12 protein-coding genes are annotated in these 15002 nt (G+C 72.8%); 9 read left to right on the top strand and 3 right to left on the bottom strand.

Annotation, left to right across the window (positions count from 1 at the left end; all coding sequences use genetic code 11):
* Positions 1-19: 19 nt before the first annotated feature.
* Complete coding sequence (locus ACIBF7_RS14600; RefSeq protein ID WP_397197273.1) at positions 20-2743, bottom strand: cation-translocating P-type ATPase; 2724 nt, start codon at positions 2741-2743, stop codon at positions 20-22.
* A 187-nt stretch (positions 2744-2930) separates the two neighbouring features.
* Here ACIBF7_RS14600 and ACIBF7_RS14595 point away from each other — a divergent pair, with 187 nt between their 5' ends.
* Complete coding sequence (locus ACIBF7_RS14595; RefSeq protein ID WP_397197272.1) at positions 2931-3779, top strand: universal stress protein; 849 nt, start codon at positions 2931-2933, stop codon at positions 3777-3779.
* Positions 3780-3788: 9 nt separating this feature from the next.
* Here the strand turns inward: ACIBF7_RS14595 and ACIBF7_RS14590 are convergent, their stop codons facing one another.
* Entirely contained in the window at positions 3789-4469 is a 681-nt protein-coding gene (locus ACIBF7_RS14590; RefSeq protein ID WP_397197271.1) for a hypothetical protein, read from the bottom strand.
* 130 nt (positions 4470-4599) lie between these two features.
* A complete protein-coding gene (locus ACIBF7_RS14585; RefSeq protein WP_397197270.1) occupies positions 4600-7113 on the bottom strand; it encodes a cation-translocating P-type ATPase in 2514 nt (837 codons plus the stop codon).
* A 179-nt stretch (positions 7114-7292) separates the two neighbouring features.
* On the opposite strand from ACIBF7_RS14585, the gene ACIBF7_RS14580 reads away from it, so the two are divergent.
* The 8 genes from ACIBF7_RS14580 to ACIBF7_RS14545 all read left to right on the top strand — a co-directional run bounded on the left by ACIBF7_RS14580 (position 7293) and on the right by ACIBF7_RS14545 (position 14974).
* A complete protein-coding gene (locus tag ACIBF7_RS14580) occupies positions 7293-7562 on the top strand; it encodes a metal-sensitive transcriptional regulator (RefSeq protein ID WP_148030934.1) in 270 nt (89 codons plus the stop codon).
* A gap of 77 nt (positions 7563-7639) precedes the next feature.
* The gene (locus tag ACIBF7_RS14575) at positions 7640-8974 is read left to right on the top strand and encodes an MBL fold metallo-hydrolase (RefSeq protein WP_219547156.1); all 1335 of its coding nucleotides are present in this window, start codon (positions 7640-7642) and stop codon (positions 8972-8974) included.
* Between the two features lie 24 nt (positions 8975-8998).
* Positions 8999-9568 (top strand): rhodanese-like domain-containing protein, encoded by a 570-nt coding sequence (locus ACIBF7_RS14570; RefSeq protein WP_364235521.1) that lies wholly within the window; start codon positions 8999-9001, stop codon positions 9566-9568.
* Positions 9569-9611: 43 nt separating this feature from the next.
* Positions 9612-10355, top strand: coding sequence for a sulfite exporter TauE/SafE family protein (locus tag ACIBF7_RS14565; protein ID WP_397197269.1), 744 nt, complete (start codon positions 9612-9614; stop codon positions 10353-10355).
* Between the two features lie 186 nt (positions 10356-10541).
* Positions 10542-11225: a GntR family transcriptional regulator gene (locus ACIBF7_RS14560; protein WP_148030938.1), complete on the top strand. Its 684-nt coding sequence runs from the start codon at positions 10542-10544 to the stop codon at positions 11223-11225.
* A 148-nt stretch (positions 11226-11373) separates the two neighbouring features.
* On the top strand, positions 11374-12552 hold the full coding sequence (locus ACIBF7_RS14555) for a CaiB/BaiF CoA-transferase family protein (protein ID WP_271280312.1): 1179 nt from the start codon (positions 11374-11376) through the stop codon (positions 12550-12552).
* A 37-nt stretch (positions 12553-12589) separates the two neighbouring features.
* Entirely contained in the window at positions 12590-13744 is a 1155-nt protein-coding gene (locus ACIBF7_RS14550; RefSeq protein ID WP_219547145.1) for an acyl-CoA dehydrogenase family protein, read from the top strand.
* 81 nt (positions 13745-13825) lie between these two features.
* Entirely contained in the window at positions 13826-14974 is a 1149-nt protein-coding gene (locus ACIBF7_RS14545) for an acetyl-CoA C-acetyltransferase (RefSeq protein ID WP_148030941.1), read from the top strand.
* Positions 14975-15002: the final 28 nt, after the last annotated feature.

Here is a 15002-nt window from a genome sequence, read left to right as displayed (position 1 = left end):
GGAACCGCCGCGAGGCCGATCACAGCGGCTGGGCCTCCCGGCGGCGCAGCAGCCACCGGCGGATCTCGTCGGCGCCCCAGACGATCAACGGGAACGGGGCGACGAAGGCGAGCATGTCCACTGTCAGGGCGGCGGTGCCCAGCAGCGCCTGGAACGGCGGGGTGTAGATGAGCACGGCGGCCAGGGCCAGCTCGAAGGCGATGCCCCACAGCAGCAAGGGGTTGGAGGTGACGCCGACCGAGCGCAGGGAGGCGCGTTCGGTGCGGGCCGCGAACGCGGTGCCGATCTGGCACGTGATCATGCCGAGGAAGGTCATGGTGGTCGCCTGCCGGTAGGCGTGGTGCAGCGGGCTCCCGGGACCGGTCGGATCGCCCGGGTGCCAACCGGCTTTCAGGAGTACGTAGAAGAACCCGGACATGGACAGGACGGCGCAGATCACGCCGAGGAACAGCCAGGCGCGCAGCAGCATCGAGGTGCGGATCACGCTCTCCGAGCGCTCGCGCGGCGGGCGCCGCATGAGGCCGGGCTCGGCGGGTTCGCGGCCGAGCGCCAGCGCGGGCAGGGTCTCGGTGCCGACGTCGAAGGCGAGCAGCTGCAGCACCGTGAGCGGGAGCGGGACGGCCCCGCCCGCCAGAGCGAACACCAGAAACGGGACGATCTCGGGGGTGGTGTGGGCGAAGATGTAACAGATGAACTTGCGGATGTTGTCGTAGACCTGCCGGCCTGACCTGATGGCGGCCACGATGGTGGCGAAGTTGTCGTCGGTGAGCACCATCGTGGAGGCTTCCTTGGCCACGTCGGTGCCCGAGCGCCCCATGGCGACGCCGATGTCGGCGCGGCGCAGCGCCGGCGCGTCGTTGACCCCGTCACCGGTCATCGCCACCACGTGCCCCTCGGCGCGCAGCGCGTCGGCGATCCGCAGCTTGGCCTCGGGCGAGCTGCGCGCGAAGATCAGCTGACGGTGCTCGCGCAGCAGCGCGTCGAGGTCGTGCTCGCTCATGGCGTCGAGCCGCTCACCGGTGACGACCACCGGGTGCTCGCCGGCGATGCCCACCTGCTGGGCGATCGCCGCCGCGGTCAGCGCGTGGTCACCGGTGACCACGATGATGCGGATGCCGGCGGCATGGCAGTACGCGACGGCCTCGGCGACTTCGGCGCGCGGCGGGTCGTGCATCGCCACCAGGCCCAGCAGGGTCAGTTCGCGTTCGGCGTCCACACGCTCCTGGGGCGCGGGCCCTGCCGGATCGAGGCGGCGTGCGGCCAGGGCGAGCACGCGCAGGCCCCGGCGGGCGTGGGCGTCCACGACCTGTTCGACGTCGTGGCGCCGGGCCGCGGTGAAAGGCCGGACCTCGCCGCCCTCCATGATCGCGGTGCAGAGCGGCAGGACCGTCTCGGGAGCTCCCTTGGTGTCCACCCACGTGCCGCCGTCACGTTCGTCGACGGTCGACATCCGCTTCAGCACCGGGTCGAAGTGGAACAGGCGCAGCCGCCCGCCGGACCGGCCGGGTGCGCCGAGCCGGTCGGCGGCCGCGAGCATCGCCATCTCGGTCGGGTCGCCCGTCAGGGTCCCGGCGAGGTCGCGCTGGGCGTTGTTGCACGCCACCATGACGGAGAGCAGCCCTCCGAGCGCCGGGTCTCGGGCGTCCCCGGCCGCCGGGCCGTCCTCCGGTTCGTAGGTCCCGGCGGCGGTCCAGATCACGGTGACGCGCATGCGGTTCTCCGTGAGCGTGCCGGTCTTGTCGGTGCAGATCACCCCCGTCGCCCCCAGCGTCTCCACCGCGCTCAGCCGCTTGACCACCGCTCCCCGCCGCGCCAGGTCGCGCACGCCCAGGGCCAGCGCCAGGGTGATCACCGGCAGCAGACCCTCCGGCACGTTGCCCACCAGCAGCCCCACGGCGAACACCGCGGCCTCCGGCACCGGCAGGTGCGCGCCGAAGGTCGCCAGCGGGACGAAGGCCGCCCCGGTGACCACCGCGATCGCCGCGATCAGCCACGCCACCTTGCGGACCTGCCGCTCCAGCGGGCTCTCCTCGCGCTGGACGCGTTCCGACAGCGCCGCGATCCGTCCCAGCTCGGTCCGCATCCCGGTGGCGAACACCACGGCCCGCGCCCGGCCCTCGGTGCACATCGTCCCGGAGAACACCAGGTCGCGAGCCCGCAGCAGGCTCACCCCGGTATCGAGCAGCTCCGCGGACCGGAAGACCGGCATGGCCTCGCCGGTCAGCATCGACAGGTCGATCTCGACACCGCCCTCGACCAACCGGGCGTCCGCCGAGATCCGGTCCCCCTCGTCGATCACCAGGACGTCGCCGGGCACCAGCTCGGCGGCGGGCACCACCGCCGGACGCCCGTCGCGCAGCACTTTCGCCTGCACCGGCAGGTACGCGGCCAGCGCCTCGACCGCCCGCTCGGCCTGCAACTCCTGGACGAACGCGAACGCCGCGTTGATGACGATCACCACCACGATCGCCACCGCCACCGGGATGATCCCCGCCACCCACGCCAGAGCCGCGGCCGCCCAGAGCAGCAGCGCCAGCGGGTGGGTGAACTGCCGCACCAGCTCCCCAGGCCACCGATGACCACCACGGCGGTGGAGCTCGTTCGGGCCGTACTGGACCAGCCGCCGCTCCGCCTCCCGCGAGGTCAGACCGGACCGGGCGCTGCGCAGATCACGCAGCAGCAGCTCCAGCCGCTCAGTCGGATCGACCTCCCGGCCCTGGGCCGGCTGCTCCGCCTGGCTCATCGATCACATCCCCCGCACTGGATCGCCTTCCCGGCTCCTTCCAGGGGCGGTTGATACCCAGAACGTGCGGGGCGGGGGTCTGGAGAAGGCAATCCGCGGGGCGGCCCTTGGGACGGAATCAACCGCATCAACCTGGGGAGATACGGAGAGGGGCAGCACGGTGGCCGGCTGAAGGGGAGGGCGTGTCATGGCGGGAAAGATCATGGCCGGAGTGGACGGTTCCGTACCGGCGACCGCGGCCGTCGAGTGGGCGGCCGCCGACGCGCACCGCCGCGGGCGCTCGCTCCACCTCGTGCACGTGCACGAGCACTGGCCGCTCGTCCTGGACGAGGCCGAGTCGCGGTACGGCGCCGATGCGCTGCGGGCCGCCGCCGCCCGGGCACACGAGGTGGCGTCAGACGTGGAGGTGACCACGGAGGTGCGGAGCGGCAACGTCGTCGAGCAGCTGATCACCGAGTCGGCCTCGGCCGAGTGCGTGGTCCTGGGCAGCCGGGGACGGGGCGGCTTCGCCGCGATGTTGCTCGGCTCGGTCAGCGCGGCCGTGGCGGGATACGCCGCCGTGCCCGTCGTCGTCGTGCGCGGCAGGGCCGAGGCGACGTACGGGCGGGTCGTGGTCGGCTACGACGGCTCGAAGTGCTCCCGGACGGCGATGAGGTACACCATCGAGCAGGCGCGCGCCCGCCGGGCCCGTGTCCACGCGGTGTTCGCCTGGCAGGTGCCGATGTCCGTGCCGTACGCCGCCGCCTACGTCGGTGTCCTGGACAGCGCCTTCGAGGAGCAGCAGCGCAAGGCCCGCGAAGCGGTGACGCCGTGGCGGGAGGAGAACCCGGACGTCGAGATCACCGACGAGCAGGTGTGCGAGCATCCCGTCGCCGCCCTCATGAAGGCCTCGGCTTCGGCCGATCTGGTCGTGGTGGGCTCGCGGGGGATGGGCGGCTTCGCCTCGGCCGTGCTCGGCTCGGTGAGCCGCGGCGTGCTGAACCACGTCACCTGCCCGGTGGCGGTCGTCCGGCCCTCGGCGGCGGACGACAGGTGACACGGCCGGTCACAGCTGCTGACCGGTCTTCGGGTCGTACTGCACCTCCACCGCCACCACCTGGTCGGTGGGCAGCACCTCGACCCATTGGTCGAAGACCTCGTACGGCTTCGCCGGGCGGAAGCCGCCGGCGAGGGGGTCGAAACCGGTCTCGAAGACCTCCTCCGCGGCGAGGGTGTTGCCGGTGAGCGTGTTGGACGTCTGCAACTGGGACGCGAGGATGTCCAGGACTTCTCCCACCTTCTTGCCCTGATAGGCCGGGGGGTCGCCTTCCTGGAACTCGTACGGGAGGTCGAGTGCCGCCTCTCCCTCGACGTTCGCCTGCCGGAGCCACTCCAGTGCGGCGCTCTCGCGTCCGGGCCGTACGGGCAGGACCGCCTTGGCCCACGCGGCGTTGAGGAACTCGTTGCGGCGGGCGTCGCCGTCGATCTGGATCAGCCAGCCGAGTGAGCTCCCCAAGGGCGCGGGCTGTGTCTGCTCGGTGATGAGGTAGTCGACCCGCCACTCGTCGGTGGCGTGGCCGCCCGGATCGATCGCGTTGGTGCGGTCGGTGTGGGAGTACCAGCCCGGGGCCACGAAGTACAGCATCTCGTCCACGTCGAAGATCTGCCGGAGCAGCTCCGACCCCAGATACTGGTTCTCGAACAGCTCGAACGGCTTGAGCTTGTGGATCAGGCTGCCGTAGATCACCTGGCGTTCCTCGCCGCGCAGGTCCTGCGACGCGGCGCTCAGGCCGAGCCCCTACGACGCGCACCACACGGTGCCCGCCATCGCCTTCGGGCACGCCGCGCGGTTCGCCCTTCCCTGACTCCGGTGGCAGTCAGTGGACGGCTTCGGGCACGGGCTCGCGGTGCAGGATGCGGTCCAGCCGGGCGGCGGCGTAACCGAGGACCGACAGCGCGGTCACGACGAGCAGGTCTCCGGCGGCGAGGGGTTCGGTGCTGAGCAGGTCGCGGAGCAGCGGCACGTACAGGCCGGCGAGCTGCAGCAGCAGCGCTCCGGCCACGGCGACCAGCAGCGCCGGGTTGGCGAGGGAGCCGGGGCGCGCGCGGGACCCGAGCGCGACGCCGAGCTGGACGGCGCCCAGGGTGAAGAACGCCATGCTCTGCCAGGGACGTCCGGTGTGCAGGGCCCAGACGGCGACGCCGAGCGTGACGACGGTCAGGACGACCGCGATGCGGATCACCCGCTGCCACAGGCCCGCGCCGAGGATGCTCTGGTCCGGCGGGCGCGGCGGGCGGCGCATCGCGGCCGGTTCGGCGGGCTCGCCGCCGAGCGCGACGCCGGGCAGGCCGTGGGTGAGCAGGTTGACCCAGAGGATCTGGGCGGGCAGCAGCGGCAGCGCGAGCCCGAACGCCGGGCCGATCAGCATGACGGCGATCTCGGTGGCGCCACCGGACAGGCCGTAGACCAGGAAGCGGCGGATGTTGGCGTAGACGCGGCGGCCCTCGTCGACGGCGGCGACCACGGTGTCCAGGTCGTCGTCGGCCAGGACCAGATCCGCGGCCTGGCGGGCGACCTCGGTGCCGCGTCCCCCCATGGCGACGCCGATGTCGGCGCGGCGCAGGGCGGGGCCGTCGTTGACGCCGTCGCCGGTCATCGCGACCACCTCGCCGTCCGCCCGCATGTCCTCGATGAGGGCGAGCTTCTGCTCGGGGGTGGCGCGCGCGTACACGGAGGCGCCGGAGTGTCCGTCGGAGGTGGCGAGGGCGCGGCAGTCGACGACCGGCTCGCCGGGTGTGATGATGCCGAGTTCGGTGGCGATGGCGCCGGCGGTGCCCGGATGGTCGCCGGTGATCAGGATCGGCCGGATGCCGGCGCGCCGGCAGGCGGCCATGGTGCCGGCGGCGGCCCGGCGGGGCGGGTCCAGGATGGCGACCAGGCCGAGGAGCCGCAGCCCTTCCTCCGGCACCTCCTCGGGGATGCCGGGCAGGTCGGCCTCGGCCACGGCCAGGACCCGGTAACCCTCGAGGGCGAGGCGCGCCGCCTCGGCGGCGGCGTCGTCCAGGAGCGCACGGTCGTCGGCGAGGGCCGGCGCGCGCAGCAGCACCTCAGGCGCGCCCTTGCAGATCACCTTCGACCGGCCCTCGGGCAGCCGGTGCAGGGTGCTCATCCGCTTGCGGGCGCTGTCGAAGGGCCGTTCGGCGAGGCGGGGGTAACGGCGGTTCAGCTCGCCGCGGTCCAGGCCGAACTTGGTGGCCGCGGTCAGCAGCGCGGCCTCGGTCGGGTCGCCCAGGGCCCGCCACTCCTCGCCGTCGCCCCGTATCAGCCGCGCGTCGTTGCACAGCGCGGCGGCCGTCAGCAGGCCGGCGAACGCCTCGGGCGCCGCGTCGCCCTCGACCTCCCCGTCCGGCCCGTAGCCGGTCCCGGTGAGCGCCGCGCGCGCGGCGGGTGTCCACAGCCGGCGCACGACCATCTGTCCCTCGGTGAGGGTGCCGGTCTTGTCGGTGGCCAGGACGGTGACCGAGCCGAGCGTCTCGACGGCGTGCAGGCGGCGTACGAGGGCGCGCCGCGCGGCCATCCGCCGGGCACCCAGCGCCAGGCTGAGAGTGACCACGGCGGGCAGCGACTCCGGCACGGCCGCCACCACCAGGCTGATCGCGGTGATCACCATCAGCTCCAGCGGCTGCCCGCGCACCAGGCCCAGCGCCCCGACCACCACGCACAGGAACACCGTCGCCCCGGCCAGCAGCCGCCCCACCCCGACCAGCCGCCGCTGCAGGGGCGTCAGCCCGGCCGCCGCCACCATCAACGCCGCGATCCGCCCGGTCGCGCTGGCCGCGCCGGTCGCGCTCACCTCGCCCCGGCCGCGCCCGCGCAGCACCACTGTGCCCGCGGCGATCTCGTCACCGGGGTTCTTGTCCACCGGCACCGACTCGCCGGTCAGCGCGGACTCGTCGATCAGCAGGGCCGCGGCCTCTCCCAGGCGGGCGTCGGCCGGGACGATGTCGCCTTCGGCCAGCACCAGCACGTCGCCCTGGACGACCTCGGCCGCGGGCACCTCCCGCTGGGCGCCGTCCCTGACGACCCGGGCCGTGGGCGCGGTGAGCGTGGACAGCGCGGTTATGGCCCTGTCGGCGCGCACCTCCTGGGTCACGCCGACGCCGGTGTTGACGACGATCACCAGGAGGATGACGGTCATGTCCGTCCAGTCGCCGGTGAACGCGGTCAGCGCGGTGGCCACCAGCAGCACGACGATCAGCGGGTCACGGAGCTGCCCGGCCACCCGCCGCCACAGCGGCGTGGGCGGCTTGGCGGGCAGCAGGTTGGGCCCGTCGCGGTCCAGCCGTACGGCCGCCTCCTCCGACGTCAGCCCCGGTGATGCCAGCGTCATCGGTTCACCCATCTCTCCCGGCTCGCACGACCTCTCCCTCATCTTCGCTGGTCACAGTCGGGTGGCCAGGGCCGAAGGTCACACAGTCCGGCCTCGATGACCTATTCCCAGGACCCCCGGGACCTACGTGCCCGAGCCCGATTTGCGGAGAAGGGTACCCCTAGGGGTATGCTGCGGGCATGGAGCTGAACGAGAGCATGGTGGGCGACGCGCTGACTCGACTGAAGCGGGCGCACGGCCAGCTCGCCGGGGTGATCGCGATGATCGAGGCGGGGGAGGACTGCACGAAGGTGCTCACCCAGCTCGCCGCCGTTTCCAAGGCGCTCGACCGCGCCGGGTTCAAGATCGTCGCCTCCGGTCTGCGGCACTGCCAGGACGCGCAGAACCGCGGCGACCAGCCGCCCATGAGCGTGGCGGAGCTGGAGAAGCTCTTCCTCGCGCTCGCCTGAGACCCGCGGCCACGTCGTGGCCGCGTTTTTCTGACTCTCCTATACCCCCAGGGGTATTTGATGGGAATGGACGCACGATGGACATCACCTCTTTCCGGACGCCCGGCCTGGGCGACCAGACCTACCTGCTGACGTACGAGGGCAAGGGCGTCCTCGTCGACCCGCAGCGCGACATCGGCCGCTTCCTGGACGCCGCCGCCGAGCGCGACGTCGAGCTGCGGTTCGTGCTGGAAACCCACATCCACAACGACTACGTCTCCGGCGGCGAGCAGGCCGCGCTGCGCACCGGCGCCGAGCTGGTGCTGCCGGCCGCCGCGACGCCCGCCTACCGGCACACGCCCGCCTTCCACCTGGAGGACATCGACGGCGGCGCCGGCCTGACCCTCCGGCCCATCCACACGCCCGGCCACACGCCCGAGCACACCAGCTACCTGGTGCTCGTCGACGGCGAGCCGGTGGCGCTCTTCTCCGGCGGCAGCCTGCTGGTCGCCTCGGCGGGCCGGCCCGACCTGCTCGGCCCCGAGCGCGCCCGCTCCCTGGCCCGCCTGCAGCACGGCTCGCTGCACCGCCTGGCCGCGCTGCCTCCCGGCGTCGGGCTGTACCCGACCCATGGCGAGGGCTCGTTCTGCACCGCCAGCGGCGCCGGCCGGTTGACGTCGACCATCGGAGCCGAGCGCGAGGGCAACCCGATGCTGGCCATCGACGACCCGGAGGAGTTCGCCGACGCCATGCTCACCGCTCCCATGCCCATCCCGGCCTTCTACCGGCACATGGGCCCGGCCAACACGCTCGGCGCCCCGCCCATGCCGGCCGTGCGCGTCCCCGAGCTCGACGCCGCGCCGGAGGGCTCCCACGTCGTGGACATCCGCCCGCGCGGGGTGCAGGCCCGCGGCATGCTGCCCGGCTCGACCGGCATCGAGCTGGACGAGGACTTCGGCAGCTGGACCGGCTGGCTGCTGCCGTACGCCGAGCCGATCACGCTGGTCGCCGAGCCCGGGCAGGACGTCACCGAAGCCGTCACGCAGCTCGCCCAGATCGGCATCGACACCGTGCGGGGCGTCGTCCGGCATCCCGGCCCGGACGCCACGCAGACCTACGAGCTCGCCGGGCTCGACGTCTTCGTCAAGCGGCTCGCCCAGCCGCGCGCGCAGCTGCTGGACGTCCGGATGCCCAGCGAGCGGGAGCAGGTCCGGCTGCCGGGCACGGTGGAGCGCTTCCTGCCCGACCTGTTCGTCCAGGGCGTGCCCGCCGAACTCGACCCGGAGCGACCCGTACTCGTCGCCTGCGCCTCCGGGCGCCGCGCGGCCATCGCCGCCGGCTTCCTCGCCGGCCGTGGCTACCGGCCGGTCGCGCTCAACGGCGCGGGCATCGCCGAGGTCGCCGACGCCCTCCGCCAGCACCACACCGCCTGACAACCTTCCCAGGAGAGAACCTTCGTGTCCCACATCGACACCGCCACCGCCCGCGCACTGATCACGACCGACCCCGGCGTCCTCGTCGTGGACGTCCGCACCCCGTCCGAGTTCGAGTCCGCCCACATCGACGGCGCCGTCAACCTGCCGCTCGACCAGGTGGACGCCCACCTGCGACGCATCGTCCAGGACGCCGGCGGCCGCATGGTGCTCGTCTGCCAGTCCGGCGGCCGGGCCGAGCGGGCCCGCAAAGCGCTCAGCGAGGCCGGACTGCCCGGCGTGGCGGTGCTGGACGGCGGCATGAACGCCTGGATCGCCTCCGGAGCACCCGTCAACCGCGGCCGGCCGCGCTGGCCGCTGGAGCGGCAGGTCCGGCTCGTCGCCGGGAGCATCGTGCTCGTCTCGGCCGTGACCAGCCTGTGGGTCCCGGCCGCCGTGTTCGTCGCCGCGTTCGTCGGCGCGGGCCTTACGGTCGCGGCGCTCACCGGCACCTGCGCCATGGGCATGCTGCTGGCCAGGCTGCCCTACAACCGCGCCGGCGAGGTGGACGTCGAAGCCGCCGTCGCCCGTCTGCGCGGGCCTTCGGCCCCTTGACCAGGCGCTTTCTCGTATCCTTTACATACCCCCGGGGGTATTCGTGATCGCCTTGACCCTCGCCGCCGCCGTCGTGGTGGGCATGACGCTTGGACTCTTCGGCGGCGGAGGGTCCATCCTCACCGTTCCCCTGCTGGTCTACCTGGCGGGTGTCCCGGTCAAGCAGGCCATCGCCATGTCGCTGTTCGTCGTGGCCGTCACCAGCGCCGTCAGCGCCGTCGGCCACGCCAGGGCCGGGCGCGTCCGCTGGCGCACCGGGCTGATCTTCGGCGCCGCGGGCATGGCGGGCGCGTACGGGGGCGGCCTGATCGGCCCGCACCTGCCCGAGACGCTGCTCATGGTGGCCTTCGCGGCCATGATGCTCGCCACCGCCGTGGCCATGATCCGTGGCCGTCGTGTCACCCGTGCGGTCCCGCGAGAGCTGCCCGTCCCGCACGTGGTCGCCGAAGGCGCCGTGGTCGGCCTGGTGACCGGGCTCGTCGGCGCGGGCGGCGGCTTCCTGGTCGTGCCCGCGCTGGTGCTGCTCGGCGGCCTGCCCATGGGCGCGGCGGTGGGCACCTCACTGGTCGTCATCGCCATGAAGTCGCTGGCCGGCCTGGCCGGATACCTGCACTCCACGCCCGTCGACTGGTCCCTGGCGCTGTGGGTGACCGCGGCGGCCGTGGCCGGCGGGCTCGTCGGCGGCGCCCTCGCGGGCCGCCTCGACGCCGACCGGCTGCGCAGCGGGTTCGGCTGGTTCGTCCTGGTGACGGGCGTCGTCGTCCTCGTCCAGCAGGCGCCGCTGTAGGCGGATGGAGCACCCTGGCGCCGGCGCCGGGTGGCTGCTTCTATAGAGACGAAACCCCTGGTACGGCGACCGTATCCGCTCGGGTCGGCCGGATAATATAGCCGATCGGGGTGTCGTGCGGGACGCTGCACGTCTAGGATCTTCAGCGCGACACGCGCCGGGGGAGCCGAGACGAGAGGTGGTGCGATGGGCGCCAGGGCGGCAGAGGCGGGGCGGCCGCAGCTCAGCGACGACGCCGCCGCCTACGTGCGAAGCATGATCATGTCGGGGCAGTGGCGCCCGGGCGACTCCGTCCGGCCTGAGGCGGTTGGCCAAGCGCTGAGCATCTCCGCCACCCCGGCCCGCGAGGCGCTGCACGTGCTGCGCGTGGAGGGCTTCCTGGAGCTGCTGCCCCGGCGTGGGTTCCAGGTGGCGCGGCTGACGGGGCAGGACATCCGCGACCTGTTCGAGGCGCACGCGCTGATCTCGGGGGAGCTGGCCGCCCGGGCGGCGGTCCGGGCGACCCCTGACGAGCTCGACGAGCTCGACGCCCTGCATCACGAGCTGCTCGCGGCGGCGTACCGTAAGGACCTGGCGCTGCTGGAGGAGAAGAACCACGCCTTCCACCGCCTGATCAACCTGGTCGCGGACGCCCGCAAGATCACGTGGGTGCTGACCCTGACCGGGCGGTACATCCCCACCCGCTTCTACTCGGAGATCGAGGGGTGGCCGCAGGCCACCCTGCACGACCATTCGAAGATCCTGGAGGGCCTGCGCGCCCGGGACGCGGAGGCGGCGCGGGCGGCGATGCACGATCACATCGCCAACGCCGGGGATCTGCTGGCCAGGCAGTTCGACAAGCGCGCGGCGGGCGAGCAGGACCCCGCCTAGCCCGTTCATGGAGCCAGGTGTCGGCCGGGCTCTATAGAGTTTCGCGCCCTCGTGTGTGGGCGGAACTCCTGCTCAGCTACGAGATTCATGAGACATCTGGTGATTCGAGCATAAATAATATATTTTATATCGGGACGAAAGGGGAGACGTGCTGCCACTTACAGGGATCACCGTGGTCGCGCTCGAACACGCGGTGGCCGCGCCGTTCGCGACGCGCCAGCTCGCCGACCTCGGCGCCCGGGTGATCAAGATCGAGCGGCCCGGCTCCGGCGACTTCGCCCGGCGCTACGACGAGTCGATCAACGGACAGTCCAGCTACTTCGTCTGGCTCAACCGTTCCAAGGAGTCGGTGACGCTGGACGTGAAGTCGCCGCGCGGCCGGGAGATCCTGCACGAGCTGGTCGGCCGGTCCGACGTGCTGGTGCAGAACCTCGGGCCGGGCGCGGCCGACCGGCTCGGCCTGTCGGCCGCCGCCGTGCGGGCACGGGACCCCCGCAAGATCGTGCTCGGCATCACCGGGTGGGGCAGCGACGGCCCGTGGGCCGGCCGCAAGGCGTACGACCTGCTCGCCCAGTGCGAGGCCGGCCTGGTCTCGCTGACCGGGTCGGCGGACGAGCCCGCCCGGGTCGGCATCTCGGTCGCCGACATCGCCGCCGGGATGTACGGCTTCAGCGCCGTCCTCGCCGCCCTCTACCAGCGGCGGCTCACGGGCGAGGGCGCCACCCTGGAGGTCTCGCTGTTCGAGGCCCTGGCCGAGTGGATGGGCCAGCCGGCCTACTACACCGCCGGGAGCGGCCGCCAGCAACCGCGCGCGGGCGCCCGGCACGCCACCATCGCCCCGTACGGGCCGTTCACCGCGGGAGACGGGCGCACGGTCCTGATCTCGATCCAGAACGAGACCGAGTGGGTGCGGTTCTGCGCGGAGTTCCTCGGCGCGCCCGAGCTCGCCACCGACCCGCGCTTCGCCACCAACACGCTGCGCGTGGCCAACCGCGACACCCTGGAGGCGATCGTGGACGCCCGCTTCGCCGCTTTCGGCGCGGCCGAGGCCTCCGCCCTGCTCGACCGGGCCGGGATCGCGAACGCCGGCGTCAACACGGTCGGCGACTTCCTGGACCACCCGGTGCTGCGGGAGCGCAAGCGGTGGCGGGACGTCGACACCCCCGGCGGCGCCATCCGCGCGCTGCTCCCCCCGATCTCCCTCGGCGACGAGGAGCCGCGGATGGACCCGGTGCCGGCCGTCGGCGAGCACACCGCCGCCGTCCTCGCCGAGCTGGGCCGCTCACCGGGGGAGATCGCCGGCCTGGCCGACGAGAAGATCATCTGACGCGGGGCGGCACCGCGAGATCAGCGAAGGAGTACCGATGACGTTGAACGCCGAAGAGACGGCCATGGTCGAGGCGGTGCGCGACTTCGTCGACCGCGAGGTACGGCCGGTCGCGAGGGAGCTGGAGCACGCCAACGCCTATCCGGGCGAGCTCATCGACCAGATGAAGCGGATGGGCGTCTACGGTCTCGCCATCCCCGAGCCGTACGGCGACGTCCAGGTCTCCACCCCGTGCTTCGCGATGATCACCGAAGAGCTGGCACGTGGATGGATGAGCCTCGCCGGGGCCATGGGCGGGCACACCGTGGTGGCCAGGCTCATCCTCGCGTACGGCACCCAGGAGCAGAAGGACCGCTACCTGCCGCGGATGGCGACGGGCGAGCTGCGCGCCACGATGGCGCTCACCGAGCCGGGCGGCGGCTCCGACCTGCAGGCGATGCGCACCGTGGCCAGGCGCGACGGCGACGGGTACGTGATCGACGGCACCAAGACCTGGATCAGCAACGCCCGCATGTCGGGTCTGGTGGCGCTGCTGTGCAAGACCGACCCCGCGGCCGAGCCCCGGCACCGCGGCATCTCCGTCCTGCTGGTGGAGAAGGTGCCGGGGGTCACCGTCACCGCCGACCTGCCCAAGCTCGGCTACAAGGGCGTGGAGAGCTGTGAGGTGGTCTTCGACGGCGCGCGGGTCCCGGCGGACGCGCTGCTCGGCGGCGTGGAGGGCGCCGGGTTCACGCAGATGATGCGCGGCCTGGAGATCGGCCGCATCCAGGTGGCGGCGCGGGCGACCGGGGTGGCCAGGGCCGCGTTCGACGACGCGCTCGCCTACGCCCAGCAGCGGGAGTCGTTCGGCAGGCCGATCTGGCGGCACCAGGCCGTCGGCAACCACCTCGCCGAGATGGGCACCAAACTGACCGCCGCCCGCAGGCTGCTGCTGTACGCGGCCGAGCGCTACGACTCGGGTGAGCGCAGCGACATGGAGGCGGGCATGGCGAAGCTGTTCTGCTCGGAGGTCGCGATGGAGATCGCCCTCAACGCGATCCGGGTGCACGGCGGCTACGGCTACTCCACCGAGTTCGACGTCGAGCGCTACTTCCGCGACGCCCCGCTGATGATCGTGGGCGAGGGCACCAACGAGATCCAGCGCGACGTCATCGCCCGGCAACTCGTCGAGCGCGGCGGCCTGCCCTTCTGACGGCGGCGCCGTACGGGCCGGGTAACGCCGGGCCGTCATCCGGCGCACGCCGGGATAACGCCGCGCTCGTAGCCTCCCGGCATGGCTGAAGCTTTCATCATCGATGCCGTCCGTACCCCGGTGACCAAGCGGGGCGGGCCGCTGAGCACCGTCCATCCCGCCGACCTCGGCGCCCACAGCATCCGCGCCCTGGTCGAGCGGACCGGGATCGACCCGGGACTCGTCGACGACGTCGTGTTCGGCAACGTGGACTCGGTGGGTCCGCAGTCGTTCGACATCGCCCGCACCTGCTGGCTCGCGGCGGGGTTCCCGTTGCACGTGCCGGGGGTGACGATCGACCGGCAGTGCGGATCGGCCCAGCAGGCCGTGCACTTCGCCGCGCAGGCCGTGATGAGCGGCACGATGGACCTCGTCGTCGCCGGCGGCGTGCAGAACATGAGCATGGTGCCGCTGATGTCGGCGGCGAACGCGGGCCGGGCACTCGGCTTCGACGACCCGTTCTCCACCTCGCCGGCGTGGACCGGCCGGTTCGGGGACGGCGAGGTCAGCCAGTTCCGTGGCGCGGAGATGATGGCCACCCACTGGGACATCTCCCGCGAGCAGATGGAGGAGTTCGCCGTCGAGTCGCACGAGCGGGCGCTGCGGGCGAACGCCGACAAGCTCTTCGAACCGGAGATCGCGCCGCTCGACGGCGTCGGCGCCGACGACGGCCCGCGCGAGCCGAACTGGGAGAAGATCAGGTCGCTGCCCACGCTGCTGCCCGGCGGGCGCATCACCGCGGCCTGCGCGAGCCAGATCAGCGACGGCTCCGCAGCCCTGCTGATCGCCGGCGAGCGCGCGGTGAAGCACCTCGGGCTGACCCCCCGGGCGCGCATCCACCACATGAGCGTGATGGCCGACGATCCGATCATGATGCTGTCCGCCCCGATCCCCGCGACGGAGCGGGCGCTGCGGCGGGCCAAGATGACGCCGGACGACATCGACGCCGTCGAGATCAACGAGGCGTTCGCGCCCGTGGTGCTCGCCTGGCTGAAGGAGACCGGCTTCGACCCGGCCAGGGTCAACCCCAACGGCGGGGCGATCGCGCTGGGCCACCCGCTCGGCGCGACCGGCGCGCGGCTGATGACGACGCTGCTCAACCACCTGGAGCGCACCGGCGGCCGCTACGGCCTGCAGACGATGTGCGAGGGCGGCGGCCAGGCCAACGTCACCATCATCGAACGCCTCTGAAGCAGAGCGAGGAACGAAACGGCCGGGC

Source organism: Nonomuraea sp. NPDC050478, from assembly GCF_044458265.1.
Taxonomy (GTDB): Bacteria; Actinomycetota; Actinomycetes; order Streptosporangiales; family Streptosporangiaceae; genus Nonomuraea; species Nonomuraea ferruginea.
This window is presented reverse-complemented; position numbering and strand designations above follow the sequence as displayed.

Bases quoted from the DNA above. Each gene is read 5' to 3' on its own strand.
- ACIBF7_RS14600 (WP_397197273.1), bottom strand. From the start codon at position 2,743: ATGAGCCAGGCGGAGCAGCCGGCCCAGGGCCGGGAGGTCGATCCGACT.
- ACIBF7_RS14595 (WP_397197272.1), top strand. From the start codon at position 2,931: ATGGCGGGAAAGATCATGGCCGGAGTGGACGGTTCCGTACCGGCGACC.
- ACIBF7_RS14585 (WP_397197270.1), bottom strand. From the start codon at position 7,113: ATGACGCTGGCATCACCGGGGCTGACGTCGGAGGAGGCGGCCGTACGG.
- ACIBF7_RS14580 (WP_148030934.1), top strand. From the start codon at position 7,293: ATGGAGCTGAACGAGAGCATGGTGGGCGACGCGCTGACTCGACTGAAG.
- ACIBF7_RS14575 (WP_219547156.1), top strand. From the start codon at position 7,640: ATGGACATCACCTCTTTCCGGACGCCCGGCCTGGGCGACCAGACCTAC.
- ACIBF7_RS14560 (WP_148030938.1), top strand. From the start codon at position 10,542: ATGGGCGCCAGGGCGGCAGAGGCGGGGCGGCCGCAGCTCAGCGACGAC.
- ACIBF7_RS14550 (WP_219547145.1), top strand. From the start codon at position 12,590: ATGACGTTGAACGCCGAAGAGACGGCCATGGTCGAGGCGGTGCGCGAC.
- ACIBF7_RS14545 (WP_148030941.1), top strand. From the start codon at position 13,826: ATGGCTGAAGCTTTCATCATCGATGCCGTCCGTACCCCGGTGACCAAG.